Annotated in this window: 21 protein-coding genes; 9 read left to right on the top strand and 12 right to left on the bottom strand. The window is 62.3% G+C overall.

Annotation, left to right across the window (positions count from 1 at the left end):
• Position 1: 1 nt before the first annotated feature.
• Entirely contained in the window at positions 2–544 is a 543-nt protein-coding gene (gene thpR, locus QP941_RS05905) for an RNA 2',3'-cyclic phosphodiesterase (RefSeq protein WP_284815857.1), read from the top strand.
• Here thpR and QP941_RS05900 read toward each other — a convergent pair.
• The 6 genes from QP941_RS05900 to QP941_RS05875 all read right to left on the bottom strand — a co-directional run bounded on the left by QP941_RS05900 (position 541) and on the right by QP941_RS05875 (position 7921).
• Entirely contained in the window at positions 541–2232 is a 1692-nt protein-coding gene (locus QP941_RS05900; RefSeq protein WP_284868352.1) for an FUSC family protein, read from the bottom strand. The genes thpR and QP941_RS05900 overlap by 4 nt on opposite strands.
• Positions 2233–2299: 67 nt before the next feature.
• Positions 2300–3754 (bottom strand): ATP-binding cassette domain-containing protein, encoded by a 1455-nt coding sequence (locus tag QP941_RS05895; protein ID WP_284868351.1) that lies wholly within the window; start codon positions 3752–3754, stop codon positions 2300–2302.
• Positions 3751–4572, bottom strand: a complete 822-nt coding sequence (locus tag QP941_RS05890; RefSeq protein WP_284868349.1) for an ABC transporter permease — start codon at positions 4570–4572, stop codon at positions 3751–3753. Before QP941_RS05890 ends, QP941_RS05895 begins: the two co-directional genes overlap by 4 nt.
• The gene (locus tag QP941_RS05885) at positions 4572–5540 is read right to left on the bottom strand and encodes an ABC transporter permease (RefSeq protein WP_284820604.1); all 969 of its coding nucleotides are present in this window, start codon (positions 5538–5540) and stop codon (positions 4572–4574) included. The genes QP941_RS05890 and QP941_RS05885 overlap by 1 nt, the downstream gene beginning before the upstream one ends.
• A complete protein-coding gene (locus tag QP941_RS05880) occupies positions 5537–7117 on the bottom strand; it encodes an ABC transporter substrate-binding protein (RefSeq protein WP_284868348.1) in 1581 nt (526 codons plus the stop codon). The genes QP941_RS05885 and QP941_RS05880 overlap by 4 nt, the downstream gene beginning before the upstream one ends.
• Positions 7118–7156: 39 nt before the next feature.
• Complete coding sequence (locus QP941_RS05875; protein WP_284815867.1) at positions 7157–7921, bottom strand: GntR family transcriptional regulator; 765 nt, start codon at positions 7919–7921, stop codon at positions 7157–7159.
• Positions 7922–8117: 196 nt separating this feature from the next.
• Here QP941_RS05875 and QP941_RS05870 point away from each other — a divergent pair, with 196 nt between their 5' ends.
• Positions 8118–8660 (top strand): hypothetical protein, encoded by a 543-nt coding sequence (locus tag QP941_RS05870; protein WP_284815868.1) that lies wholly within the window; start codon positions 8118–8120, stop codon positions 8658–8660.
• Here the strand turns inward: QP941_RS05870 and QP941_RS05865 are convergent.
• The 4 genes from QP941_RS05865 to QP941_RS05850 all read right to left on the bottom strand — a co-directional run bounded on the left by QP941_RS05865 (position 8657) and on the right by QP941_RS05850 (position 14578).
• Positions 8657–9676, bottom strand: coding sequence for an LLM class flavin-dependent oxidoreductase (locus QP941_RS05865; RefSeq protein ID WP_284868347.1), 1020 nt, complete (start codon positions 9674–9676; stop codon positions 8657–8659). The genes QP941_RS05870 and QP941_RS05865 overlap by 4 nt on opposite strands.
• Before the next feature lie 205 nt (positions 9677–9881).
• The gene (gene brnQ, locus QP941_RS05860) at positions 9882–11282 is read right to left on the bottom strand and encodes a branched-chain amino acid transport system II carrier protein (protein WP_284868346.1); all 1401 of its coding nucleotides are present in this window, start codon (positions 11280–11282) and stop codon (positions 9882–9884) included.
• Between the two features lie 202 nt (positions 11283–11484).
• Entirely contained in the window at positions 11485–12615 is a 1131-nt protein-coding gene (locus QP941_RS05855) for a MalY/PatB family protein (protein ID WP_284868345.1), read from the bottom strand.
• Between the two features lie 52 nt (positions 12616–12667).
• A complete protein-coding gene (locus QP941_RS05850) occupies positions 12668–14578 on the bottom strand; it encodes an ABC transporter ATP-binding protein (RefSeq protein WP_284868344.1) in 1911 nt (636 codons plus the stop codon).
• Between the two features lie 190 nt (positions 14579–14768).
• Between QP941_RS05850 and QP941_RS05845 the strand changes: the two genes are divergently transcribed.
• Both QP941_RS05845 and idi read left to right on the top strand, forming a co-directional pair.
• The gene (locus tag QP941_RS05845; RefSeq protein WP_284868343.1) at positions 14769–15317 is read left to right on the top strand and encodes a hypothetical protein; all 549 of its coding nucleotides are present in this window, start codon (positions 14769–14771) and stop codon (positions 15315–15317) included.
• On the top strand, positions 15314–15850 hold the full coding sequence (gene idi, locus QP941_RS05840; RefSeq protein ID WP_284868342.1) for an isopentenyl-diphosphate Delta-isomerase: 537 nt from the start codon (positions 15314–15316) through the stop codon (positions 15848–15850). The genes QP941_RS05845 and idi overlap by 4 nt, the downstream gene beginning before the upstream one ends.
• Before the next feature lie 12 nt (positions 15851–15862).
• Here the strand turns inward: idi and QP941_RS05835 are convergent, their stop codons facing one another.
• Entirely contained in the window at positions 15863–17167 is a 1305-nt protein-coding gene (locus tag QP941_RS05835) for a carboxylesterase family protein (protein ID WP_284868340.1), read from the bottom strand.
• A gap of 38 nt (positions 17168–17205) precedes the next feature.
• Here QP941_RS05835 and QP941_RS05830 point away from each other — a divergent pair, with 38 nt between their 5' ends.
• Positions 17206–17421, top strand: a complete 216-nt coding sequence (locus tag QP941_RS05830) for a hypothetical protein (protein WP_005324176.1) — start codon at positions 17206–17208, stop codon at positions 17419–17421.
• A complete protein-coding gene (locus QP941_RS05825; RefSeq protein WP_284815879.1) occupies positions 17414–17653 on the top strand; it encodes a hypothetical protein in 240 nt (79 codons plus the stop codon). The genes QP941_RS05830 and QP941_RS05825 overlap by 8 nt, the downstream gene beginning before the upstream one ends.
• Before the next feature lie 36 nt (positions 17654–17689).
• Here QP941_RS05825 and malQ read toward each other — a convergent pair whose 3' ends face one another.
• Complete coding sequence (malQ, locus tag QP941_RS05820; protein WP_284868338.1) at positions 17690–19813, bottom strand: 4-alpha-glucanotransferase; 2124 nt, start codon at positions 19811–19813, stop codon at positions 17690–17692.
• Positions 19814–19907: 94 nt separating this feature from the next.
• Here malQ and QP941_RS05815 point away from each other — a divergent pair, with 94 nt between their 5' ends.
• The 3 genes from QP941_RS05815 (at position 19908) to QP941_RS05805 (ending at position 24702) form a co-directional block, all read left to right on the top strand.
• Positions 19908–21740 carry an AMP-dependent synthetase/ligase gene (locus QP941_RS05815; protein ID WP_284868337.1) on the top strand — a complete coding sequence of 611 codons (1833 nt, stop codon included), beginning with the start codon at positions 19908–19910 and terminating at the stop codon, positions 21738–21740.
• A gap of 252 nt (positions 21741–21992) precedes the next feature.
• Positions 21993–22673, top strand: coding sequence for a hypothetical protein (locus tag QP941_RS05810; protein ID WP_284868335.1), 681 nt, complete (start codon positions 21993–21995; stop codon positions 22671–22673).
• 343 nt (positions 22674–23016) lie between these two features.
• On the top strand, positions 23017–24702 hold the full coding sequence (locus tag QP941_RS05805) for a hypothetical protein (protein WP_284868334.1): 1686 nt from the start codon (positions 23017–23019) through the stop codon (positions 24700–24702).
• The last annotated feature ends 55 nt before the right edge of the window (positions 24703–24757 follow it).

The raw sequence follows: 24757 nt of genomic DNA, 5'->3' as shown, positions 1-24757 counted from the left end.
CATGATCCGCGTCTTTGCTGCGCTATTGCCCTCGGTCGCCGCGCGCGAGCATTTGGTGCATACGCTGCGGCCCATCCACGCGGCAACTACTAATGAGCTGCGCTGGACGGATCCGGATAATTGGCATGTGACCATGGCGTTTTATGGCGAGCAGCCCAATGATGCCGCGGCGGTGCGCGAGCACCTAGCCCACGCGGTGGCTGGGCGTGCGGCGTTGGATGTGCACTTGAGCGGGGCGGGCAGCTTTGAGCAGCGCACGCTGTGGGTGGGCGTCGGCGGGCAAGCGCGCGGTGTGCGGGAGTTGATGGCGGAGTGCCAGCTTGCCGACGTCCCCTTTAACCACCACCGCCCCCACCTCACCGTCGCGCGTGCCGGCCGGCGGACCCGTGAACCGTGGGCGTTGGCGGACTATGTGCGCGCGCTATCGGTGTATCGGGGACCGGAATTTCGCGCCGACCGCCTGTGCTTGATGCAATCCCACCTCGGCGAGGGCCGCGGCGGTGGCCCACGCTACGAGGTGATGGAGGAGTATCCGCTGTTTTAGGCGGCGCGGGCCGCACGGACTTCGTGCACCAGGGAATCGAGCTCGGCGCGGGTGGCCGTGCGGTCTGGGTGGGTGGTGCAGAAATCTAGCAGGAAGTAACCGGCGTGTTGTACGGCAATGTGCCGTGCCCAGAATTGGTGCACGGTATCGGGGTTATCCACGGCGAGGGACTGGATGGCGCGGCGCTCCGAGAGCAGCTCGTATTGCAGGTCGCGGCGCGCGGACAGTACGGCATCTGGGGTATTGACAAAGAGCAAGCCGAGCAGGGTGGCCATGGACTCCATCGCGCGGACCTGCAGGCGGGCCTGATTGCGCACGGGGGCGCTGCGCTGCCACAGCCACAGCACCGCGGTGGCGATGAGGATGGATAGGACGATCTCGCCGCAGCGAGCCTGGATGGTGGGCCACAGGGGACGGGTGGCGGAATTGCCCATGAGGAGGGCGAGCGGGGTGGAGAAGATAACGCAGATGGCGTAGTTCTTGGCCACGAAGATTTCGGCGCAGAATTGGCACGCGGCCAGCGCAAGCAGGAGCGTCCACCCTTGAATGCCAAAGTAATGGAGGATAGAAAACAGCAGCACTCCGACGACAGAGCCGAGCATACGGTGGATGCCGCGGACGGTGCCCGGCACATGATCGGGTCCCCATTGCAGCATGAGGAAGGCAGAGACCACGCCCCAGTCCGGGCGGTCAAAGCCGAGGGTAAGGCCTACGAGCACGGTAATGACCGCGGAAAGGACCACCTTTTGTGTCGTGACCATGGCGTGCGAATCCCGGACCGCGGCGCGATACAAGCGGTAGCGGCCGGTGGGGCGGGTGTGTGGGATGGCGGTGCGATCCGGATCGACGTCGGTGACATTATCGGTGAGCTGATCCGAGTCGGCGCCCAAATCCAAGGCGCGGTTATGCGCCACGATGGTGTGCTGGGCTGCGAGGGTGCGCTCTACTAGGTGGGCGCCCTGGGGGTCGATGATGCGGCCGCCGCGGATAATGCGGGCGTCGGAAAGCGCCTGCCAGGCAGCAAAGAGTGCGGTCTGCGCCTGGTGGTGGCGGGCCAAGGAATCGTCGCGGTCATCCTGGAATGCGGTCGCGGCCTTTTCCAGTGCGGCGACCGCGCGGCGCTCGGGACCGTGGGCGTCAATAAGAGCCGGCGCCATGCCGAGCACGACGCTGGCTACCATGCCGGTCAGCGCCCAAAAGAGCAGCTGGCCCACGGTGACATCGGTGCGCGCAAGCATCACCGAACCGCCGCCGACCATGACCAAGAAGAAGGTGCCCGGCGGCGGCAAGCGCAGGGCATTTTGGGCAAAGCCGCACACGGCGGCCAAAACTGTGGTGTACAGGCCCGCCAGCAACAGCCACCAATGGCCGTGGCCAGGCGCAAAGATGAGGTGGCCTACCAACACGCCCACGGCCGCAACGGTAATGAGTGCGGTGCCGGCGGTGAGCATGACGCGCGGGCGGGTGCGATAAGGGTGGCCCTCGCCAAAGATGACGGTGAACGCGCCGGTGGAAATGAGCAGGATGGCGTAGTCGTGGCCGGTCAGCAGCGCGATGGCGCCGGGAATGAGAATCGCCAAGCCCGCGCGCAGGGCACCCGGCCAGCGCACAGAGGCGCTATTAAACGCGGTGAGAAGCTGGGTGGTGCTGGGGCGCTGCGGGATGGGATAGTCAAGCTGGGTGGCCACGGAGCAGCAGGATCCTTTCTCGGCGGAGTTATCTGACCCGACTACCTTACGCCCGAAGCCACCCGCTTTACATGTCGGCGGCCGCGATGAGCCGGCGCGTGTAGTCCGTGCTGGGCGAGGACCATATGGAGTCGGTCGCTCCGTGCTCGATGAGCCGGCCGCGGTCAAGGACCGCAACGCTATCGCACAGGTGGCGCACCACGGCTAGATCGTGGGTGACAAAGAGCAGGGTGAGCTTGCGCTTGGCGATGACCCCCGCTAATAACTCCAGCACCTGGGCGCGAACCGACATATCGAGAGCAGAGACGGCTTCATCGGCCAGCAAGATATCCGGCTCCCCGCACAGTGCGCGGGCGATGGAAATGCGTTGGCGCTGGCCGCCGGAGAACTCGTGCGGGAAGCGGTCGAGGCTCTCGGCTGGCAGCCCGACCTCCTCAAGCGCGGCCGCGGCGCGAGCGCGCTTGTCGGCCTTGCCGAGGTTGCCGGGGATGGCCTCTGCGATGGATTTCCAGATTTTCAGGCGCGGGTTGAGCGAGCCCTGCGGGTCTTGGAAGACCATTTGCACGCGGCCGTGGACGTCGATGTCACCGCTCGTAGGCTGGTCGAGCCCGGCGATGAGCTTGAGCAGGCTGGTCTTGCCCGAGCCGGAGCCGCCCACGATGCCGAGGCGCTCGCCGTGGTGCACACGCAGGTCGATGCCATCGAGCGCCGCATGTGCGCCGTGGACCTTGCTGACCCCGCGTAGCGTCACCAACGCATCTTCCGCCGTGGCCGGAGAAAGGCTAAGTTCCGGCGGCCGCGAGGAGGCGATGAGCGTGCGGGTATAGGGATGCTCGGGTTGGGCAAGCACGCGCTCGGTGGGGCCGGATTCCACCACCGCGCCCTGGTGCATAACTAGGACGTTGGGGCACATACGGCGGATAACGCCCAGGTCATGGGTGATAAAGATTAGAGCGGTGCCGCGGGCCTTGGTTACGCGCTCGATGACGCGCAGCACGCCATCTTGCGTGGTGGCATCCAACGCGGTGGTTGGTTCATCGCAGATGAGCAGATCGGGGTGGCCGGCCATGGCCATGGCAATGAGCACGCGCTGGCGCTGGCCGCCGGAGAGCTGATGTGGGAATCGGGAGGCAATGTCGGCATCAAGCTCCACCTCTTCGAGAGCGGTTGCGGCATCGCGCACCCCGGCTTGAGCCAGCTGCTTGCCCACGCGCATAAGCGGATCCAACGCGCTCATCGGTTCTTGGAAGACCATGGCCATGGTCTTCCCGCGCAGGGGGCGGATGCGGGCATCGCGTGCGCCGACTACCTCGTGGCCATCCACGGTGACGGAGCCGCTCGCGCGCACCCCATCGGGCAGGAGACCCATGATGGATAGCGCCGTGAGGGACTTGCCGGAGCCGGATTCACCAATGATGCCGAGCTTCTCGCCGGCTGCGAGCTCGACGTTGATGGGGCCTAGCAGGGCAGTGGTGGACCCGGTGGCGGTGACCGTCAGGTTATCTACGTGGAGCAGGCTCATCGCGCGGATCCTTTCAGGCGGGGATCGAGGAGGTCACGGAGGGCGTCGCCAAGCAGGTTAAAGCCCAGCACCGTCGCAGCAATGGCCAGCCCCGGCCAGAAGGCCTGCAGGGGAGCGGTGCCCAGCAGCGACTGGGAATCTTGCAGCATCCGGCCCCACGAGGCCGCCGGTGGAGCGGTGCCCAAGCCGAGGTAGGACAGGCCGGCCTCGGCCAGGATGGCGAGGGCGAAATAGACGGAGGCCTGCACGATGAGCAGGCCCGCAATATTAGGCAGGATATGGCGCAGCGCCACCTTCCATCCCGGCACGGCAGAAATGCGTGCGGAGGAAATGAAGTCCTGCGTGATAACCTGCAGCGTGCCCGAACGCGCCACGCGGGCAAAGGAGGGAATGCCGGCGATGCCGATGGCAACCATGGCCGTCAGCGTCGAAGGGCCCCACACCGCGCCGGCAATAATCGCCAACAACAGAGCGGGGAAGGCCAGCAGCAAATCCGCGCCGCGCATCACCAGCGCATCGGCCCACCTGCCGCGGCGCATGCCAGCGAGGATGCCTAGGGGCACGCCGACAACGGCGGCGATGCCCACCGCAATGAGCCCCACGAAGACCGTAATCTGGGCGCCCGCCATGATGCGGGAGGCGGTATCGCGCCCAAAGCGGTCCGTGCCCAGGAGATGCTCGGCGCTGGGGCCGGCAAGGCGCACATCCGGGTGCGCCAGCGTCGGGTCATACGGCGTCCACACCAGCGAAAGTAGCGCCACCAGCACCGTGGCGGCAACGAGGAAAGCACCCAGCCAGCCAGAAAAACGCAGCTTCATTATTTCTCACCTGCCGTGATACGCGGATCGATGAATCGGTAGGCCACATCCGTTAAGGCATTGACCACCAAGGCGAAGGCAACGAGCAGCATGACCAGGGTTTGCACCGTGGTCAGATCGCGCACCGATACCGCATCCAACAGCATGGAACCAATACCGGGGATGACAAAGACGGATTCGATCACCACGGCACCCACGACCATCGTGGTCAGCTGCACGCCCGCCACGGTAAGCACTGGTAGCGCCGCATTGCGCAGGCCATGGCGCTTGAGCGCCTCCCACGGGGACTGGCCGAGCGCACGAGCGGTGCGGATATAGTCCTGATGCAGCACATCAAGCACCGCCGAGCGCACATAGCGCGTGAGCATCGCACCTTGCACCACGGCCAGCGCAATGACCGGCAAAATAAGGTGGCGGATAAACTCGCCCGCGCCCTGGTTCGGCGGTACCCACCCATTGGCCGGCAGCCAGCCCAGATGGACGGCAAAGATTGCCACCAGAATGATGCCGAGGAGGAAGCTTGGCACCGCAATGCCCAGCTGCGTGCCCGCCGACACCACATCCGCGCCGCGGGTACGGTTGCGCAGCGCCAGCCACATACCCACCGGGATAGCCCCGGCCAGTGCCAGCAGCATCGCCAGGCCAATGAGGATGAGCGTGACTTGGGCGCGGTCTAGCACCAGCGGCGTAATATCTTGCTGCGAGGACAAAGACTGCCCAAAATTGCCGGTAAATAGGCCCTTTACCCACTCCCAATACTGCGTAAGCAGCGGGCGGTCCAGTCCCAGCTCGGAGCTCAGCTTGCCGACGGCCTCTTCGGTCGCATTGACCCCCAGCGCCACCCGCGCCGGGTTGCCCGGCACCGCGCGCATGAGAGCGAAAATGATGATGGAGGCTACAAAGAGCGTCAACGCGAAGCGCAGCAGCGGGCGCACGATGGCGCGCCCCGTGGTGCGAAGGGAACTCATTGGGCCTCCTTTTCGGTGTTTTCTGAGGCGGTGTTTTTAGCGTCCGCGTCCGCGGCGGCAGAGGTCAGGTCGCGCAGGATGAGCGCGTCGGTGACTTGATCCGGATGCAATCCGCGCACGCCGGCGCGGGTGAGCACGATATTGGGCATATTCATTAGCGTCAGCGCGCCAGCATCCGCCATGATCTGATCCACGGCCTTTGCCATGAGCTTGGGGTAGTCCTTCTCTGGGGCGGAATCGGCTTGGGCCAAAAGCTCGCGGGTGCGCGGGGAATCGTAGTTGAGGTAATAGTCCGGATCGCCGAACAAGGTGGGCACATCGCGCGGCTCCACGTGGGAGATGAGCGACATCTGATAGTCCTTGGCGCCCATGACCTGGCCCAACCACACGGCCGGGAATTCGGCGGATTCCAGCGTCACCTTAAAACCAACCTCAGTAAGCTGCGAGTACAGCAGCTCGGCGACGGTCTGGGCGTAGGGTAGCGTCGGCGTAGTCAGCGTAATTTCGGCGCCTTCCGCGCCGGCCTCCGTGAGTAGCTGGCGGGCCTTATCTGGGTCGTAGTCGTAGTAGTGCTTGTCCTCGAACCACGGATCCGTAGGCGGGATGGGGGCGCCGCCGGTGTCCTTGGCCATCCCATTCCACAAAATGTCATTGGCCGCCGTGCGGTCCACGGCATAGGCCACGGCCTGGCGCACCCGTCGATCGTCGAAAGGCGCGCGGGCATTATTCATGGACAACAGCACCTCACCATTGGTGGTGCCGACCTCGGTAGCGATGCCCTCTTTGACGTCATCAAGAAGCTCCGGGTTCTGCACGCCCCAGACCACGTCTACGCCGCCGGCCTGCAACGCATTGACCGAGGAGATGGTATCCGGGAAATAGCGTACCGTGACATCCTGTGCGGCGGGCTTTCCCCAATGTCCGTCGCGAACGTGCAGTTCTACGAATTCCGAGGGCGCAAAGCGGGAAACCTCATAGGGGCCGGTTCCCACCGGTTGGGCGGCGAGGTTATCCATGCCGTGTGGCGTCATCATCGCGCCGGTGGCTGTTCCCATGGACCACAGCCAGCCATTCGACGGCTGCTTGAGGCGCACCTGAAGCGTGTGCTCTTCGGCTGCGGTGACCTTGTCTACCGGATCCATGGCCGCGGCGATGCCGTTGGTCCACTTCTCGCGCACGTAGTTAATGGAAAAGGCGGCGGTCTCAGCGTTAAAGGCATCGCCATTGGAAAAGGTGACGCCGTCGCGCAGGTGGAAAGTATAGGTGCGGGCATCGTCGCTGATATCCCACGAGGTGGCAAGTCCTGGGGTAATGGAGCCGTCTTCATCGATGCGCACGAGAGTTTCGTAGACATTGTCCATGAGTACGGCGGGGATGGCGGCACCACCGGTAGTGGTGAAATCCAGCGAGGTGGCCGCCGAGGTGGAGGCTACGGTAAGGGAAGTAGAAGCGGAGTCGCTAGCTGCTTGGGAGGTATCAACCACCGCGGTATGACCTGCCGAGCACGCTGATACAGTTCCTACAGCGGCCGCCATGGCAAGGCTGCCCAGTGCCCTACCGGCACGAAATCTTCTCATAGAAAGCAGGGTAGCCGGTGGATATAGCTGCCGTGAAACTTATGCAAAATTGCCCGGAGTGGGGATAACTTCTAGGGGGGATACGCCCCCGCGCACGCTATTCATCGCCAGCTTCATGCGGTCCGCTCGGTAGAGGTAGACCGCCAATTCCACCGGTTCGCCGGAGTGGTTGGAAATCTCCATCTGCAGCCGCCACAGCGGGGTACCCGTAGCCACGCCAAGCGCTTCAGCGTCCTCGGCATTGGCTTCTTCCAACGTGAGTTCGCGGCGCACATTATCAAAGTCCACGCCGCAATCGCGCAGGTGCGCATGAATGGATCCGGCATCCGCATCGAAGTCTAGGATGTGCTTTCCCACCACCATGGGGAAATACATGCGCTCGATGGCAATGGGGTGGTCTTCGGTATAGCGCACGCGGTGGACAAAGACGACATTTTGTTCTGGGTCTACGCGCAGAAAGCGGGTGATGTCCCGCGGCGCGCGGCGGCGAGCTAACCACAGGGTGTGCTGCTGTGGATCTACGTCATATTCGCTCAGCCAGCTGGAAATGGAGTAAATCGATTCAAAAAGCTCTGCCTGGGTGGAGGTCAAAACGGTAGAGCGGCGCCCGCGGCCTGAGGACACTAGCCCTTTGGCCCGCAAAGCCGCAACGGCTTGGCGCACGGGGCCGCGGGAGGAAGAAAACTTCTCGCACAAATCTGCTTCACTAGGCAGGAAATCGCCTGGTTGCAGCACGCCGGAGCTTATCTGCTCTCGCAGGTAATCAGCGATCTTCTTATGCTGCTGTTTATCGCGTGGGCTCATTCAACCTTTGTCCTTAGTTTCTCCGGGGCCTTTCCCAGCGGAGCGAAACACAGTAATGTTATTCCATTTTGCAAAGGCGCGCTAATGCAACAAAGCTACCGAGCATGTGCTCCCCGCCCGGCCAAGGGGAAGGCAAAGGAAAAGGCCACGCGCCGTCCGACCAGCACCGAGATGCTAGGCAAGCACGCTAGGCTAAATGTCCGTGGACGAGAGCACCGAAACGATTGAAGTACGCGCGGCCAGCGGCAGCGCGCGCCTGGGCAAGGCGGTAGCGGTGGCGGTCATCATTGCCGTCGCGCTGCTAGTAATCGGTGGGGTGCTTATCTACTCGGCGTTGCAGGAACCGGCCGATACGCGCCTGCACTCCGTTTATCTCATTGCCGCGCTCATGCCCCTAGGCGGGGCGCTGTGCGCCATGCTGGCGGTGGTGGCCTCCGTACGGCGCCGGGCGCGTCCGGTGCTGCGGATCGGCGAGGAGATTTCCTTGCCCCACCAACGGACCAGTTTCGCCGCCTCTGAGCTAGAGCGCGTGCAGTTCTATTCGCTCGGGTTGGATCAGAATTTCCTCGCCCTGATTCCAGGCGGGGTGCGCGTTTCTACCTTGGACGAGGTCCAACGGTATTCGGCCCGCCTGCCGGAGCAGGCGAACCTGGGCCCGCGGGAACTTGAGGGGAAGCTCCGGGATCGGTTTCCCGGCGTTCCCATTGACCACCTGGGCCAGGTGCGGGCCGAAGACTAGCTCGGGGTGCCGGCAACGCGTGCCGGATCGAGCTGCCAGCCCTGCGCGAGCAGCTGCATATTCTTGATTACTTCCTCGTGCGAGCTGGACTGCAGCGAGACCATGAGCTCATCGGCTTTGGCGTGCTCTTGGAAGGTATCGAGGTAGGTGGCCACCTCATCGGCGGTGCCGACGGCGGAGTACTTCAGCATGTCTAGGATCTGCTGGCCTTGGTAGGAGCCGATGATCTGCTCTACCTGCTCATCAGTGAGGTGCTTGCCGCGGCCGGCGAAGGCCTTGACGCGGTTGAAGCACACGCGCTCGTATTCTTCCTGTGCCTCTTGGGTGGTATCGGCGGCGGTGACGTTGACGCCGGCGATGACATAGGGCCTGCTAAAGCGCTCGGAAGGCTGGAAGTGCTCGCGGTAGTAGGTGGTGGCCTGCTCGAGGTGCTGCGGGGCAAAGTGAGAGGCAAAGGCATAAGGCAGGCCGAGCTTGGCGGCCAGCGAGGCGCCGAACATGGACGAGCCCAAAATATAGATAGGCACGTTGGTATTCGCGCCTGGAATGGCGCTGACTCCCGGGATATAGGACTTGCCCTCGAGGTAGGAGTTGAGCTCCTTGACGTCCTCGGGGAAGCGCTCGGCAGAGTGGGCGTCACGGCGCAGCGCGCGGCCCAGGGTATTCATGTCCGTACCGGGGGCGCGGCCCACGCCCAAGTCAATGCGCTCGGGGTACATCTCCTCCAAGGTGCCGAATTGCTCGGCGATGACATAAGGGGAGTGGTTGGGCAGCATCACGCCGCCGGAGCCCAAGCGGATGCGCTCGGTCTTCGCACCGATGTGGGCGATGAGCACGGCCGGGGAAGAGGACATGATGGACTTCATATTGTGGTGCTCGGTGTACCACATGCGGGAGTAGCCCAGTTTCTCTGCTTCCTGTGCCAATTGCACGGAGCGGGCGATGGACTGTGCTGGGGTTTCGCCCTCATAGATGGTGCAGAAGTCCAAGACGGAAAGATGCGCGCGTTTGGTCACGGTGGAGGGCCTTCCTTTGCTTCGGTAGATGCTCTATAAGTTCTCTCCTTCCAACGGTACGCGCCGCCCGACTATTCCTGTCGGGGGCGATCCAGCAAGGTTGCGTGGGGAGCTAGAGACGCACAGAAAACTCCCCTCCACCTCGGCGCTGCGATGCAGTGCGGAGAGGGAGGGGAGTGGAGCGGAGTGAAACAGGAGAAGGGTACTAAGCCTCAGCGAGGGCCTCAGCCTCGGCCGGTTCTTCCGCTTGTGGGTTGGCGGCGGCGTGCTTCTCGCCGGCCTTGGTGGCGATATCGACAACGAGGCCGATGACTGCCGCGATAGCGGTAGGAACAATCCAGCCCAAGTCCACGGACTGGCCGGGCGCCAGGCTCAAGAGGGGATCGAGTGCGTCGGCGCCCCAGCCCTGGGCGGCGATGACGGACAGGGCCGACCACAGCACCGATACCCACAACGCCAGGCGGTAGGTCCAGTAGAAGACGACGGACTTTTTCACCATCGGCTGGATCAGGGTGAGAGCGATAAGGGAGATGGCCGGTGGGTACAAGAAGGTGATGAACGGAACCGCGATAGACAGCACCGTATCCAGGCCCTGGAAGGCAAAGAGGATGGACAGTGCGGTAAACAGGCACGCCCACACGTGGTACTTGACCTTGGGCATGAGCATCTCAAAGAAGGCCGACGTGGAGGTGATAAGGCCCACCGCGGTGGTCATGCAGGCCAGGATGACGATGGCAGAAAAGACGGCCTGGCCGATGGTGCCCATGGTGAGATTGGCGGCGTCGGCAAGCAGGGGCGCTCCCGACTCATAGGACTGGCCGTTAGGGATAGTTTGGCCCACCCAGGCCAAGCCCAGGTAGATTGCGCCCAGCAAAAAGCCCGCAATGAGCGCGGCGGTGATAGTGCCGTTAACCAAGGACTTTTTGGTCTTAAACCCCTTGGAGCGCAAAGAGCCAACAATCACGATGGAAAAGGCCAAGCCCGCAATGGCATCCATGGTGTTATAGCCCTCAAAAAGGCCGGTGACCATGGGGGAAGAAGCATAGTCCGTGGTAGGGGCCTGGGGATCGCGGGGATTGTTGAAAGCTGCCAAGGCAATGAGGATAACCAACAGCGCTACCAAAGCCGGGGTGAGGAATTTACCCAAGGTATCGATAATGGAATTCGGCTTCCAGGACAGCGCTAGGGCGATGAGGAAAAAGACCACATTGAAGATGCCATTGGCCATGGTTCCTTCCCAGCCCAGCAGTGGGGTGATGGCGGTTTCCATAGAAACGGCGCCGGTGCGCGGCAGGGCGTAAAAGGCGCCGATGGCAAGGTAGGCCATCACAGAAAAAACGAGGCCGAAAAGTGCGCCGCCGTTGGAGCTCAGGTCGCGCACGGAGCGGCCAGAAATGGAGACGGCGACAATGGCTAGGACCGGAAGGAGCACGCCGGCGGCGAGGAAGCCGAGGACAGCGGGCCAAAAATTGGTGCCGGCCGAAACGCCCACCATGGGTGGGAAGATAAGGTTGCCGGCGCCGAAGAACATCGAAAACAGCATCAACGACGCAATTACGATGGTGGCGCCGGGCTTAGAGGTGCGTGACGCAACTGGGGTAGCCATGGTGGCTCCTTAATTTTCCATGTACAGCTAGTATGCGATGAGGCTCCCGTTCCGCCGAGGGGTGGTGGCGGGGTGGGGATCGTCCTCGCGGTCCGAGGTGGCGGGTCGCGCCTGTTCGTGTAATGAGACATTACTGCCCACATGGTGAGAAATCAAAGTGTGGGGGTGATGCAGGCTACATGGTTGCCCCAGCCGCGCCAGATTAATCGAGAGCCGCGAAGGCACGCTCCATGCGGTCGAGTGCCTCTTCTAAGATCTCGCGTGAGGTAGAGAAATTCAACCGCGCATGGCCCGGGCCGCCGGTGCCAAAGGTATCGCCCTCATTAAGCGCTACCTTCGCATTCTCCCGCAACCACTTGGCCGGCTGCGGGTTGCCGCCGATAGCGGTATCGGCAAAATCCAACCACAGCAGGTAGGTGGCGTCCGGCTTGCTGGTCTTTAAGCCGGGGATGCGCTGAGGTAGCTCCTCCACCAACCAATCGCGGGTTTCGCGCAGGTAGGCCACCTCTTCATCGAGGAAATCGCCGCACTCGCGGTAGGCGGTCTCCGCGGCCAACACACCCAAGGTGCCCGTGCCATCCTTGGCCACGCCAGAAAGGCCATTCCAGGTGCGAACATCGGCCGTGTTGGAGAAAATAATCTGGGCGCACTTGAGGCCGGCGGTATTAAAGGCCTTAGACGTAGCGGTGACCGTGATGGTGCGCTCCGCGGCCGAGGCGCCGAGCGAGGCTACCGGGATATGCCGGCCCTCATAGACCAGTGGGGCGTGGATTTCATCGGCGAGGATGCGCGCGTCATACTTTTCAGCCAGCTTCACTAGCTCGGTGAGGTAGTCCTCGTCCAACACCCGTCCGAGCGGATTATAGGGATTGGCCAACAAAATAGAGCCCGCGCCCGCCTGGAAGGCGCGCTCAATATCGTCGAGCTCCAAGCTGGTCTCGATCTTCTCACGGCCCGCGGTGTGTGGCAGCTCCAAAAGCGGTGGGTAGGAAGGAACCGGCACGACCACGGGGGAGTCCTCACGGGTGAAGTACTGCACGCCGAGCAATAGGCCGCGCACTACATCGCCGATCCAGAAAATATAGTCGGAGTTGGGGCGCCAGCCGTAGCGTGTGTCATAGAAATCGGCCACTGCTTCGCGCAGCCCCGAGGCCTTGGGTGCTGGGGTATAGCCGAAGGTTTCCTTATCCACCATGTCTTCCAGCGCCTTCTTTACGGCAGGCGCGGTGGGGAAATCGGACTCCGCGATCCACAGTGGCAGGACGTCTTCCTCGAAGACGGTCCACTTGCGGGTTCCGCGGGCTTGCAACTCTTCTAGGCTAGGAAACTCCATGGCCATAACCATAACGCGAAGCCCGCGGCCACCCCAGCGCTTTTATGCGCTTTTATTCATCTTCCTTGTCGGCCCACCGGGAGTCCTCCTCCTCGTCTTCGGGTTCGGCAGTAGGGCCGGAGACAAAGCCATACTTCTTCAACCGGCGGCGGTCCGCGGCTGAGGTGGATTGGGTGAGCTTGAGCAACTCGGCATAAATACCACCGGATTGCGCCAGCTCGGCCGGCGAGCCCATCTCATCAATGCGGCCGCGATCCAGGGTGATGATGGTATCCACATCCGCAATGGTGGACAGGCGGTGGGCAATAATCAGCGTGGTGCGGTCCTTCATCAGCTCATCCAGGCCGGCCTGCACAGCGCGCTCGGACTTGGTATCCAGCGCCGAGGTGGCCTCATCCAGCACCAGGATGGGCGCGTCTTTGAGCATGGCGCGCGCCACGGAGACGCGCTGCTTCTGCCCGCCGGAAAGCTTCAGACCGCGCTCACCAATGACCGTGTCATAGCCGTCCGGGAAGGCTTGGATGAACTCATGGGCATTGGCCCGCTTGGCGACGTCCACGATTTCCTCCTCCGTGGCACCCGGCTTGCCATAAGCGATGTTCTCGCGAATGGTGCCAGAAAAGAGGTAGGACTCCTGGAAGACCACGCCCACCGAGGCGCGCAGGCGAGAGGCGGTGAGATCGTCTACTCGGTGCCCCAGCACATCGAGGTGCCCGGCCGAGGGATGGTAAAGGCCTAGCAGGAGGTTGACCAACGTGGACTTGCCGCCGCCGGATTCGCCCACGAGTGCGACCTTGTGGCCCTCAGAGGCGGCGAAGGAAATATCCTCCACCACGGGCTTGCCTTCCTCGTAGGCGAAGGAGACATGGTCAAAGGAGAAGACCGGCGCGCCGGGTGTGGGCTCCAGCGGGCGTACCGGGGTGAGGTCGAGCTGCGGGGTATGTGAACCGGTGGTGGCGGCAACCAGCTCGCGCGGTGCGGTAGGCTCGAGTTCTTCTTCCATGACCTTGAAGTAGTCCTTGGAACCGGCGATGGCGCGCTGGGCGGTATCGACAATCCAGCTCATCATGAAAACCGGCTGCTTCGCACTGGAGACCATTTGCAGCAACATGACCATATCGCCCAAGGAGAAATGCCCCTCGAGCGTGCGCCAGAAGATTACGCCGTAAATGCCGAGGAAGATAACCGCCATGGCTAGGCCGCGGAAGGTATCCATCATGTGCCACCAGCGTGACTGCGGCTTGGTGGTATCGACCACGGTGTGGTAGCGCTGTGCAAAGTGGGAGAGCTCGCGGGTTTCGCTCACGAAGGACTTAGCCACCTTGACCTGGCCGATGACCTCGGCGAAGCGGCCGTTGGCGACGTCAATATTCTCGTTTTTGACCGCCTCAAACTTCTGCCAGCGCTTCGAAGTCAGCGCGGTAAGCCACATATAGACCGGAAAGAGCAGCGCGAGCAGGATAGCCAGCGGCCAGTAATACCACGCGGTAATGGCCAGCACCGCGAGGGTCTGGATGATCATCGTGAAGAAGTTATTGGCAAAGGACTGCACGAACTGCGTGATATTGGCAATCGAGCGATCCAGCCGGGCGATGATCGTGCCGGTGACCTGGTTATCGTAATAGCCCTGCGGGAGGGCCAGCAGCTTCGCAAAGTAACGCGTGGACAAAATCTCGCGCAGGCGCGAGACCATGACATCGCCGATGTAGCCGCCGATATTGCGGAAGAGGGCATTGGCGGCGTCGGCAAGAAAGAGCGCTACTGCCAGCAACAGCACCGTGCGCAGTGCATCGCTCAGTGGGGCGTCGTCCTGCAGGGCGTCCACGATGGTATCGGTGGCTTCGCGCGTCAAAAACGGAGAGACCAGTGCAACGACCGCCGTTATCGTGGCGGTCAGCAGCACGCCTAGGTAAAAGGGCCACAGGGCGGAGGCACTGCGGGTAATGCGCAAAATGGAATTCATAAGTAGACCACACTCACTTCGAAACGGCGGTTAGTGCGCGGAATTAGGGAAGAAGACGGAGAGATTTAAGCGACTGCCCAGTATGCCACATGCGGCGTTTACGAGCGTAAATACTTAAGTTCAGGGAGGTTTAGGCTAAGGTACTTGTGCAGAAATACAACAATCTTCGCGTGCAAAGGATCCATCCACGGTGAAAATTTCCCACACACTCGGCGCGGGCGTAGTCAGCGTACTCGCCGTGACCCTGACCGGATGTAGCGTTCTCCAGCCGGAAGAAACCGGGCTGGGGGACCATATCACCGTCTCCAGCTCCGAAGAGGCCCCGTACGAGGCCAAGGACACTGACGATAAGGAAGTTACCTCCAACCTGGCCGAGCCGGTGGAGGATAAGGGCCTTGGTGTGAGCTGGGAGTTGCAGGGCGTGTATACCGATAGCAACTCCGGTGGCACCGTGGTGACCATCCTGCTCAAGAATGACAACGACGTGCCCCTGCCTGTCGACGCCTTCGATGACCCCACCCTGGAGCGTGCCGATGGCAATGGCGGCTGGGCCAAGATCAATTCCTTGCCCTATGACAAGGAGTCCGCCCCGGGCGTAGAACCCCCGGGACTCGATCATCCGCTGGGCGCGGGCGCTTCGGTCAACCTGCAGTACCGCTTTGACGTGACGCCTGGCAACCTGTGGAATGCGCGTTTGCACATTGGCAACGTGACCTGGGTAGGAGACCTTAATCTATGACGGAACTTGTAGTCTTGGCCTCTGCCGCGGGTGAGCCCATCGGCACCGCTCCCAAGGCCGAAGTTCATACCACCGATACTCCGCTGCACTTTGCCTTCTCTGCCTGGCTGACCTGCGGCGGCAAGGTGTTAGTCACTCGCCGTGCGCTGAGCAAGCGCACTTGGCCCGGCGTGTGGACCAATGCTTTTTGCGGCCACCCCGCACCCGGCGAGGAGACCGCGGATGCGGTGCTGCGTCGCGCTTCCTTTGAGCTGGGCATTGCGCCGGCGGATCTATCCGCCCCGCGGCTTATCCTGCCGGACTTTTCTTATCGCGCGGTGGATTCCTCGGGCACGGTAGAAAATGAGATCTGCCCGGTATATACCGTCGAGCTTGCTGCCGACGCCGCCTGGGAGCCCAATCCCGACGAGGTCGATTCTTTCCAATGGGTTGGGCCAGAAAACCTCTTTGCCGCCGCCGATGCTATGCCCGGTGTCTTTAGCCCGTGGATGATTGACGAGCTCGCGGACAGCACGCTGCGCGCCGCGTTGTAATTTCGGCGCCCGCTACACCCCAAGCTCGTCGTCGTTATAGAAGGCCGCGGCCACATAATCCAAGGTGGCATAGGCTAGGCGGCGCTCGCCCGTATCCAGGTCAAATTCCAGCACCTGGTGGTCATCGCCGTAGTGGGGGAATCCGGGCTCGCCTGTGGTGGCATAGTGGCGCAGCCACTCGTTGAGCTCGCCGGCGGGAGCGTTGTTAACCTCCTCGCCTCCGCTGCCGCCAAAGAGCGGGTCTAACTCGGCGCAGTGCACCGCGGGCGAATCAGAGCGGGTAAATTCCATCATCCACGTGGGGCCTGGGGTCTCCTCGGCTACCTGGGCGGTCCAGCGGCGCACGGCGGCATCACCGATGAGGCGGCCCATCGGCCGCTGCGGATCGACGTAGTGCGCCAGTTGCCGCCACTGTTTGAAACGATCGTGTGGCATCCCGAACTTGGGCGAGAGGTAGCTGGTAATGAATCCGGCCAATGCCATTTTGTCTATGCGCTGGGCCGCGGGCATGGTGTAGAACTCATCGCGGGTGGAGGTCACCACGATGGGAATATTGGCCAATTCTTCGGCGCGCAGTGGTGCGGGGCCCAAGGCGACGTCGAAGCGGTGCTTCTTGCGGAATTTGGCATAGCCCTTGGCCAGCGATTCCGGGTCCATCTTTTCCAGGGCCTGGCGCGTGACCGGCACGCCCAGGGCCCGGCGCAGGTCGGTGACGCGGTGCTCAAAACGGTCGCGCGGGAATGCCGGCGAGAGCGCCAGCACGCGGCGGAACCCACCCAGGAAATGATCGCGGCGCGCCAGCCACAGGCTTATCGCCGCCCCGGCGGATTGGCCCACCAAGGTGATATTGGTCTTATCGCCGCCAAAGGCTTCGATATTGTCCTGGAGCCACTCCAAGGCCAAGAGGCAATCATCGATGCCGCGGTAGCGGTCCGCCTCGTCGCCGTCGAAGCGCGCAAAGCCGGCCAAGCCCACCCGGTAACCCACGTTGACCTGGATTACCCCGTGGCGGGCATTCTTCGTTCCCGTTAGCCGTGGATCCTCGTGCGAGCCATGTTCAAAGCGGCCGCCGTGAATATAGACCACGACGGGGCACTCGGCGGCGTCGGCAGGCGCGGTAATGCTCAGCGCAATATCTGCCGGGTGCGGCTCGCGGGCATCCTGGTCACGGGTGCCTTCGAGCGGCTCGGCAGGCGAGTAGGGGCTGGGGATGGTGCTATAGCGCACCGAGTGGAAATAGTGCAGGCCATCGCGGCGCACGCCGGTGATCCGGCCGGAAGCGGTGGCGACGGTAACGGGAATCTGGGCGCTCGACATGACAGCCAGGTTACCGCGAGCAAGTAGGATAAGTAGCCATGGAGTGGTTGACGAGCTTGGGCAGCACGCTATCGCAATTGTTGGTGCAGGCGCCCGTGTGGATTCAAATGGTCATCGTGGTGGCCATCGCCGTACCACTCATGGTGGTTATAGCGTGGTGCCTGATGTGGGCGGTCGACCGCGTGGCCAATCGGGCCGCCGGAGTGATTTCCCAGCAGCGCAGCCGCAGCACTAAGGTAGACCATCATGGCTGAGGAAAATAACGAGCGCGCGCGGCAGGAGCGCGCCGAGCTGCGCGCCAACCCCCGCGAGGGCCTTTGGGACCCCGAAGCCAAGCGTGCCGGCCAGCCTTCCGCCCCGGCAACCACGCCCGGCGCCCAGCCGGCAAAGCGCAAGCGCGCCCTGCCCAAATCCCGCGTCTCCCTCACACTGTGGACGATGATCGCGCTGGTCATCGTTGTTGCCCTCATCGGCCTGTGGACCTAGGCGCGCCCCACCGCCCGCGGAGGCTCGTGCCTAGCGCTAGCCCTTTCGACTGGTGGCTGCTAAGCGCTGGAAGAATTCCAACCCAGGAAGATCCTCGATAAGCAGGGCAGTGCCGTCGGTGTCGCACAGCGGCACGCACCAATTGGGATAAAGCTCGTGCGTGGTGCCCGGCTGATTTTGCGCGCGCACATCACCCACCATGTCCACCAAGCTGGTGCAGGCAAGTGCTGAAGGCGTGCCCGCAATATAGCGGTGCAGCGCCACAGAGATGTCTTCCTCCGCGCCGCGGGAGGCACGCTCGGCCGGATCTACGAGGTAATCGCGCTGCGGCAAGAGGCCCCGGTCCGCCACCGCGCCCAATACGCGGGCCTGCCACTCGATGTCATCGCGCTGCTCGTCCTCCACCGAACGGGTCAGCACGCCTAAGCGCGCGCGGAGCGAAATATGATCGCCGCGCAGGTACGCCAAGGTAGGCGGCAGATCGTGCGTATTGACCGAGGACAGCGCCAGCTGGCGGTACTTGTCCTGCGGCAGCGGGGAGTAGTCATCATCGTCGCGTTCAAACCACACGATGGAGGTACCCAGCACCGCCTTCTGTGCGAGCACGTCTTGTACCCACGGCTCGACGGTGCCGAGGTCTTCACCGATGACCACCGCACCGGCGCGCTGCGCCTCCAAAGCCAAGATGCCCACCATGGCTTCAAAGTCATAGGAGACATAGGTGCCCGTCAGTGGGCTGGCCATGCGCGGGATCCAATACAGGCGGAAAAGGCCCAAGATGTGGTCCACGCGCACCCCGCCGGCGTGGCGCAGCACGGTGGAGAGCATCTCGCGCCACGGGGCATATCCCGCGGCGGCCAGGCGCTGCGGGTGCCACGGCGGCTGCGACCAATCCTGGCCCTGCTGGTTATAGTCATCCGGCGGGGCACCTACCGAACATTGCGGCGCCAAGTATTCGGTGAGGTTGACCGCATCGGCGCCGCCCGGGTGCACACCCACGGCAAGGTCAGTCACCAAGCCCAGGCGCATGCCGGCATCGAGTGCGCGCTGCTGCGCGGCGGCCAGCTGCTCATCGCACAGGAACTGCAGCCAGGAATAAAAGCGCGTGAGCGTGTCCATGTCCAGGCCTTCGGCATGGCGCTGGCCCGACTGCGCCGCGGCGTCTTGCTGCGCGCACCAATACGCAAAATCGCGCAGGCCACGGCCCTCCTCGCGGGCGTAGCGCACGAAGGCCTCTTCGCGCTCCGGGGAGGGCTGGTAGTTAAAGAGCTCGCGCAGCACCTGCAGCTTGGCCTCAAAAATGGTGTCGCGGTCAATCTCCTCGGTGCTGCGATTGCGCTGGCGAAACTCCTCGGCCAGCTCGCGCACATCATCCTGCAGGTCCTCCGGCAGGAGCTTAAGCTCCGGGATGGATTCGATGTGCAGGTAGAGCGGATTGATAAAGCGCCGCGTGGTGGGCAGGTACGGCGAGTCCTCCACCGGTGGTAGCGGCTCGGCCGCATGCAGCGGGTTGACCAGCAAGAAATCCGCGTGCGGGGCCAGCGTCTCGGCCAACTTCCCCAGATCCTGGAAATCGCCGATACCCCAGGAGGACTCCGAGCGCACCGAATACAGTTGCGCCATCACGCCGCTAATGGGGCGCTCCACAAACTCATCGGCCGTGGAAAGGCGCGCCGGGGTGATAATCAGCGGGCAGACATGCTTGCCGGCACCCCCAGACTCCAATACCAATTCGTGGTACCCCATGGGCAGATCGCCGGGGATGTGGAAGCTCGCCTCGCCCCACAGGGTGCCATCAACGTCAGCATCCGGGGCGTCATTGGGGTCTTGGTAGACCTCGCGGGTGCCGCCTTCTTCCAGCTCAATGTGTACGTTGGCGGCATCGCCCGCGTGCACGTGGACTACGAACCCGCGCTCTTGGCCCTGCGGCGCGACAACGCAGTGGGGGAGGGGTTGGGAGGAGCGGTCCAGGTAGTCGTCGTAAAGCAGCTGCGTCAGTGCCGCATCGTCCGGATTATCATCGATGGCCACGCCCAAGGCGCGCAGGGTATAGGCAATAGTGTCTTCAGCGACGTGGACGGGGAAACCAGACTGGGAGGTATAGCTGGTGGCCACGCCGTGGCGCTGAGCGAGTTCTTCAAGCAAGTCGCGGGTAGTCACAGGCCACATTGTGCCACGGGGACAACGCGCCTGCTGGGGAACTGATTGGTACAGTAGGCGGAGATTAATAATTAGCTGTTCGAAAGGACACCGCGTGACCCTGCAAGAAGTGCATACCCCGGCGCAATTTACTATCGAGCCGGGCGAAACCTGCCTGACCGCCCTGATGGACACCGCGAAGAAGCGCCCTCACGGCGTCATGTTTACCCGCCCGGCTAACTACGAGTGGGTCAACGTCACGGGTAAAGAATTCATCGATGAGGTCTTTGAAGTAGCCCAGGGACTTATCGCCCTAGGCGTGCAGCAGGGGGATCGCGTCGCCCTCATCTCTGCCACCCGCTATGAGTGGTCCCTGCTGGACTTCGCCATCTGGGCCGCCGGTGCCGCCTCCGTGCCGGTCTACCCGTCCTCGTCCGCCTCCCAGGTGCGTTGGATCATTGAGGACTCCGGCGCAGTGCTCGCCATCACGGAAACCCGCGAGCACTCCGAGCTGGTCGAAAACCTGGTGCTGCAAGAAGACGGCGAGCCGAACCTTAAGGGCTCCCCATCGCAGCTGCGCCGCGTGCTGGAAATTAACTCCTCTGCCATCGATACCTTGAAGTTCGAGGGCCGCGGCGTGACCGCCGACGAGGTATACGCCCGCATCAAGGCCACCTCCACCGATGACCTGGCTTCTTTGGTTTATACTTCCGGCACAACCGGACGACCCAAGGGCTGCATACTTACCCACCGCAATTGGCTAGCCCAAACCCGCGGCCTATGCACCAACCCGATTGGCATCTTCGCAGTGCCGGGCAGCCACACCCTGACCTTCCTGCCGCTGGCCCACGTCTTTGCCCGCGCGGTATCCATTGCGGTGGCCATGCGCGGCGCCTCCCAGAATCACTGGTCGGACTTTTCCACCATCTCCATCGAGTTCGCCCGCTCCCGCCCGAATGTCATTTTGGGCGTGCCGCGTGTCTTTGAGAAGGTGCGCAACTCTGCTGCCGCTAAGGCGGCCGATTCCGGTATTAAGACCCTGCTTTTTGAGCAGTCCGAGAAGGTAGCCATCGAGTACTCCAAGGCTTTGGATAAGCCGGAGGGCCCGGACCGCCTGCTGAAGGCCAAGCACAAGGTCTTTGACAAGCTGGTGTACTCCACCATCCGCAAGGGCGTGGGCGGCAACGTGAACTACTGCATTACCGGTGGCTCGGCCATGGGCCATGACCTGCTGCACTGGTACCGCGGCATTGGCATCCCGGTCTATGAGGGCTATGGCTTGACCGAGGTCGCCGCCGCGGCCGCGGTGGACTTTGTGGATCAGTCCATCGGCACCGTAGGCCCGCCGATGGGGGGCGTGACCTTCCGCATCAACGATGAAGGCGAGATCTGCATCAAGGGCGATATCGTCTTCCACGGTTACTGGAATAATCCGGAAGCCACGGCCGAGGCCTTAGAGGATGGCTGGTACAACACCGGCGACTTGGGCGAGATTGATGAGGACGGCAAGCTCGTTATTACCGGCCGCAAGAAGGACCTCATTGTCACGGCCGGCGGCAAGAATGTCTCGCCCGGCCCGATGGAGGATATCTTGCGCGGGCACCCGCTTATCTCCCAGGCCATGGTGGTAGGCGATGGCAAGCCCTTCGTTGGCGTGCTGCTGACCCTGGATCCGGACATTTTGAAGCGCTGGAAGCTGGACCACAACATTCCGGAGAATCGCTCCATGCGCGAGCTGGCTACCGATCCGACCCTGCGCGCGGAGCTGCAGGATGCCATCAACCAGGTCAACGCCACCGTCTCCCATGCGGAGGGCATCAAGAAGTTCTACATCCTCGAATCTGACCTTACCGAGGAAGAAAATGAGCTGACCCCCACCATGAAGGTTAAGCGCAACGTGGTAGCGCAGCGCTATGCTGCGGCCATCGAGCACCTGTACAAGCGCTAGGCTGCGCGACGGGTACACCCGAGGGAATTCCCTCGGGTGTTTCTTTTTGCCCTGCTTGCCGACGCCCCCTTCTGCAGCTCACCCCACCATCTTTGCTTCAGTGCGGGCGAACCTGCCGTAAACCTGTGAATGGCTTCGGAGTGTCGCGCGCTCGCGGCGGCGGATCTCGCATAAAGTCGTGAGGCGTTACAGCAAACCTCAACCTCTACTAGAGGTTAGAAATGGGACCGTGGAAGGAGTGGCTCGAAGCCTATGCATAAAATCGCCGCCGAGCTGCGCCACCGCGAGCTTACGCAAGAGATTTACAATATCGGCGACGAAGTCGCAGAATATCTCGAGCACCTCATTGAAGCCATCGAGGATTGGGACGAAGAGCTGTGCATGGATTGCCTAGCTGAGCTGGGCGATATCGTCGAAGACGCCCGCGTTGACTCTGGCCGTTGTGTAGGCGAGCTGATGGGCCTGCGCCAAGCCCTGGTTTCCGGTGTGCGCTCCGGTACGATTTCCGCCGCTTCTTCCGGCGTGAATGACGTGGAAGAACCGGAACAACTTACCCCGCGCCTATTGGATGAGCGATTCCCCATCTCCAAGCCCATCGTGGTGCACGAGCTGGCCGAGTCCCTGCGCTCTCGCACCCGGGCCGTGGCGGATTACCTCCGCGAGGTAGTCGAGTACGTGCTCGCGCAAACCGACGCCGTGGCCCGCAACCTCGATATGGTCTCGCTGCCGCACTTGTACAAGCGCACCGGCGAGTCCGCACTCATTGCGGTCCAAGCATGGAAGCACACGGTGCTGGATACCCACCCGGCCTATGTCCGCACGATGCGCGGGCATAACCCACCGCAGTTCTTAGAAGAGCGCGCCCGCGTTGCTGCAGTGGTGGAAAAGGTCCGCGCTAAGCGTGAGGCGGCCCGCCGGGCTACAACTGCATAAATCACATAGACTTCCTTGTTTCACGCAAGGGGATGTTCACGGCCACCGAGATTCCCTCTCTCGGTGGCCGTTGAAGTTTTCTGCACTAGGGTGCCCCAATTCGGGGAAGTATCTAGGGAAATTTTAGGTTAACGGCCGTTCCATACCATTTCTGTTATGCCTGTTCAGCGGGTTAGGTGCTGTATCCAGCGGTATTGTTGCTAAGTCAACCTTAAAATCTAAGTAGAAAATACTCTCAGTGCGCTGTAGGGTATTTCCCGTCCATGCGAACGCCGTGACCTAGCACCATCCACACGCGGCGAGCGCAATTTCATTTATAACCACATCTACAGGGAGTTAATCCATGGGCGCACGCCGAACTTCTCGCCTTATTGCCAGCGCAGTGGCCGTAGCCACCTTCTCTTCCATTACCGTCGTACCTACCGCCGTCGCCGCCGACGACACCACCTTCGTCGAGGAAAAGACCACCGACGATACCGTAAGCCTCAACGGCATCGAATTCGATGAAGACGGCAACCTGCTGGAGGAAAACAACGCCGGCGATAAGGCGATGGAAGAACTCGATGCGGAAGAAGACGCTGCCGAGTCCATCACCCCGTACGCCGTAGACGGCGCGGAGGAGACCGCCGAAGCTCCGGCTTCTGAGGAGTCTGCAAAGCCGACCACCCTCGAGGAACTTGCACAGACCGAGGCCTCCAACGGCGACGTCAACGTCAAGGTGGTCAAGGATGAGAAGAAAGACAAGCTCGTCTGTGAGGTAACTGATGCCCCTGACAAGGAAGGCAACATGCTTGACCTCAAGCTTGCGCTGGCTAAGGCCTTCTACGATGGCGGCGAAAAGATCCTCAAGACCGTCTGGGAGATCATCCCGGTTGTCGGTGACTTGGTTCCGGCCGATTTCATTGACAAGATTTCCGGCAAGACCTGGGACGGCATTGCCAAGCTGGTCAAGGAAGGCGAGAAGGACAAGACCGTGACTTGGGATCTCTCCCGTGCCCAGGGCATGGCCATCGGCCGTATCGATAACGCCGATGCCGACGTTGATATGAACAACCCGGAAGGCGCTAAGAAGACCGTTTCCGGCCTGCTCAAGTTCGCAGACGGTGTCTTTGGCAAGGGCACCACGGTAATCCTGAAGCTCTTCAATGCAGCCGTTACCATCGCCGGCCTGGTTCCTGGTGCCGGCGTTGCTGGCGACTTGAAGCTGAGCAAGGACCAGCAGAAGAGCATCGAAGACTCCCTGAAAAACATCTCTACCGCAGCTTCCGATCTCGCGGCCGTGAACGCCCCAGCCGGCCAGCTGTGCTCCGATATGCTCAACGGTAAGAAGACCAAGGACCAGCCTGCTGAGGACAACCCTTCTGAGGAGCCTTCCTCCGAGGAAACCACTTCCGAGGCTCCGGCTTCTGAGGATGCTACCTCTGAGGAGAGCACCCCGTCTGAGTCCGCAGAAGAGACCTCCGCAGAAGAGACTTCCACCGAGGAGACCTCCGCAGAAGAAACGGCCACCGAAGAGCCGACCTCCGCAGAAGAAACTTCCGCTGAAGAGTCGACCTCTGAGGAATCCACCGAACCTTCCACTACCGAAGCTGCGGTTGTTCCGGGCAAAGACGGCCAGGACGGTAAGGACGGCCAGGATGGCGTAGACGGTAAGGATGGCCAAGATGGCCGCGACGGTCGCGATGGCCGTGACGGTCGTGACGGTAAGGATGGCGAGAACGGCCGCGATGGACGCGATGGTCGTGACGGCCGCGACGGCGAAGATGGCCAAGACGGTAAGGACGGCCGCGACGGCGAAGATGGCCAGGATGGTCGCGATGGCCGAGACGGTCGCGACGGACGTGACGGCCGCGATGGCATCAACGGTAAGGACGGCAAGGACGCAGACATGTCTTCCGTCGCAGGATTCTCCTTCCTGGCTGCGCTCGTAGGCGGCGGCACGGTGCTGGGCATCCTGTCCACCATTGACTACCTCTACACCCACGGCATGCTGCCGAAGAACAGCGTCCCATGGCGCATCAACCAGTAAGACCTTCCTGTTGAGGCATTAGCTGGAAGCAGTAGAGCCTTCGCGAGCATATGCT

Origin of the sequence: Corynebacterium sp. MSK150 (assembly GCF_030229215.1) — a bacterium.
In the GTDB taxonomy this organism is placed as follows: domain Bacteria; phylum Actinomycetota; class Actinomycetes; order Mycobacteriales; family Mycobacteriaceae; genus Corynebacterium.
This window is presented reverse-complemented; position numbering and strand designations above follow the sequence as displayed.